Here is a 2,393-nt window from a genome sequence, read left to right on the forward strand (position 1 = left end):
CGCTGCCGCGGCCGGTGCAGGCCGCGGCGGCCCGCCGCATCGAGCCGCCGCGCGGGCCCACCGAGCAGGCGCTGGCGCGCATCTTCGGCGAGGTGCTGGGGCTGGCGACCATTGGCCGCGAGGATGATTTCTTCGAGCTCGGCGGCGATTCGATCCTGAGCCTGAAGCTGATCGCGCGCATCCGCAAGCACGTGCCGGGCGGCAGTGGGTTGGCCTTGTCGGAGCTGATGCAGGCGACGCGGCTGCGCGAGCTGGCGGGCCGGTTGCAGCAGCGGCTCGAACAGCAGCACGATGCGATCTGCCTGCAGGCGGGGGGCGAGGGCGTGCCGCTGTACTGCCTGCCGGGGATGATCGTCAACTCGCGCGAGTTCCTGCCGCTGACCGAGGCGCTGCGGGGCGCGCGGCCGGTGCACGGCTTCGTCAGCCACGTCTACACGCGGCGGCGCTGGCGCGGTTTCGCGGTGCAGGCGTTGGCGGCGGAGTACGCGGCCTTCATCGAGGCCACTGCCGTGCAGCGGCGCTGCGCATTGCTCGGCTGGTCGTCGGGCGGCGACCTGGCGATCGAGGTCGCGCGGCAACTGCAGGGGCGCGTTGCGGTCGACTACCTCGGCATGGTCGACGTGTTCGAGACCGAGCCGCTGCGCGCCTCGCGGCCGCTCGGTGCCGGCGAGCGCACGCTGGCCTGGCGAGAGATCGATGCCTGGGTGTCGAAATCGACGATGGCCGGCGCATGGCGCGAGCTGTTCGCGCGGCTCGACGACGTGGAGCGTGACGGGCTGGCCGAGCAGGTGCTGGTGGGCGACCGCGCGCTGCCGCTCGATGGCGATGGCGACGACGCGGCGGAGTACCTGCTGTGGGCGACGATCGACAAGCGGGCTCAGGGGTCTCGCTACCAGCACGGTCGCATCGACACCCCGATGCACGTCTTCCACGCCGGCCAGTCAGTGAACGATACGGTCGGCCGCCTGCGCGACTGGGCGGTGCATGCGCCGGTGGTGTCCACCACGGTGATCGACGGGGCCAGCCACCTCGACATCATCCGCCGCCCGCAGCTGCATGAGGCACTGCGCCGGGCGCTCCCCTAGAATCGTTGGCCCCGAGCACGTCGCCCGGGACATCGACGATCAAGGAACACCGGCATGGGCGCGCAATGGAAGGCATATCACAAGGACTTGGCGTCCAGTGCCAAGAGCAGGCTGTTCGGCAAGCTGGCCAAGGACATCATGGTGGCCGCGCGGCACGGCGCCGACCCGGCCGCGAACTCGCGGCTGCGGCTGGTGGTCGAGCAGGCGCGCAAGGTCTCGATGCCCAAGGACACGCTGGACCGCGCGATCAAGAAGGGCGCCGGGCTGACCGGCGAGGTGGTGCACTTCGAGCACGCGCTGTATGAAGGCTTCGCGCCGCACCGCGTGCCGGTGATGGTGGAGTGCCTGACCGACAACGTGAACCGCGCGGCCTCCGACATGCGGGTGCTGTTCCGCAAGGGGCAGCTTGGCGCCTCAGGCTCGGTGGCCTGGGATTTCGACCACCTGGGGATGATCGAGGCCGAACCGGCCACGCCGGGCGCCGACCCGGAGGTGGCGGCGATCGAAGCCGGCGCGCAGGATTTCGAGCCCGCCGACGAGAACGGCGTCACGATGTTCCTGACCGACCCGGCCGACCTCGATCTCGTCAGCCGCGCGCTGCAGGGGCAGGGTTTCACGGTGCTGTCGGCCAAGCTCGGCTACAAGCCGAAGAACCCGATCGACCCGAAGAGCCTGACCGCCGAGCAGTTGGAGGAAGTGGAGAGCTTCCTCACCGCGCTCGACGCCGGCGACGACGTGCAGCACGTCTACGCCGGCCTGGCTGGCTGATCAGAACCTGTACTTCGCCGTCAGCAGCACGTTGCGCTCGTTGCCGCGGAAGTAGCTGCCGTAGGCGTGCCCGCTCAGGTACTGCTTGTCGAACAGGTTGGTGACGTTCAGCGCGAAGCGCCACGGCCCGTTGTCGTAGCGCACTGCGGCATCGGCCAGCGTGTAGGGCGGCTGCGATTCGGTGTTCTCGCCGTTGTCCCAGCGCTTGCCGACGTGGCGCAGCCCGCCGCCGACGCTCACGCCGCGCAGCACCTCGGCACCCAGCGCGTAGTCGAGCCAGACCGATGCGGTCTGCTTCGGCGTCAGGATCGGCATGTTGCCGACTTCCGACGCGATCGCGCTGGACAGCACCTTCATGTCCAGCGCGGTGAACGAGCCGGTCAGCCGCAGCTGCGCGGTCAGCGCCGCCCTGGCTTCGAGTTCGATCCCGCGTGAGCGCACCTTGCCGATCGCATGCGGCACGAAGTTGACCTGGTCGTACGACACGACGTTGGTCTTCTCCAGGTTGAAGACGGCCGCGGTGAACGACACCGCCTCGCC

The 2,393-nt window shown here is 69.8% G+C and carries 3 protein-coding genes; 2 read left to right on the plus strand and 1 reads right to left on the minus strand.

Translation table 11 applies throughout. The annotated features are described in order from the left end of the window. Window positions 1-1,085: phosphopantetheine-binding protein (locus AC1D01_RS30450; protein WP_477873088.1), on the plus strand; the 1,085-nt coding region annotated here is incomplete at its 5' end. A 54-nt stretch (window positions 1,086-1,139) separates the two neighbouring features. Beyond that, window positions 1,140-1,853 (plus strand): YebC/PmpR family DNA-binding transcriptional regulator, encoded by a 714-nt coding sequence (locus tag AC1D01_RS30455; RefSeq protein WP_477873090.1) that lies wholly within the window; start codon window positions 1,140-1,142, stop codon window positions 1,851-1,853. Here the strand turns inward: AC1D01_RS30455 and AC1D01_RS30460 are convergent. Next, the coding region (locus AC1D01_RS30460) for a TonB-dependent siderophore receptor (protein WP_477873092.1) at window positions 1,854-2,393 on the minus strand (540 nt) is incomplete at its 5' end. It lies immediately after the preceding gene.

The sequence above is a fragment of the Rhizobacter sp. P3_B12 genome, assembly GCF_056402895.1.

Excerpts from the sequence above, each read along its gene's own strand:
- AC1D01_RS30455 (WP_477873090.1), top strand. The coding sequence starts at position 1,140 with ATGGGCGCGCAATGGAAGGCATATCACAAGGACTTGGCGTCCAGTGCC.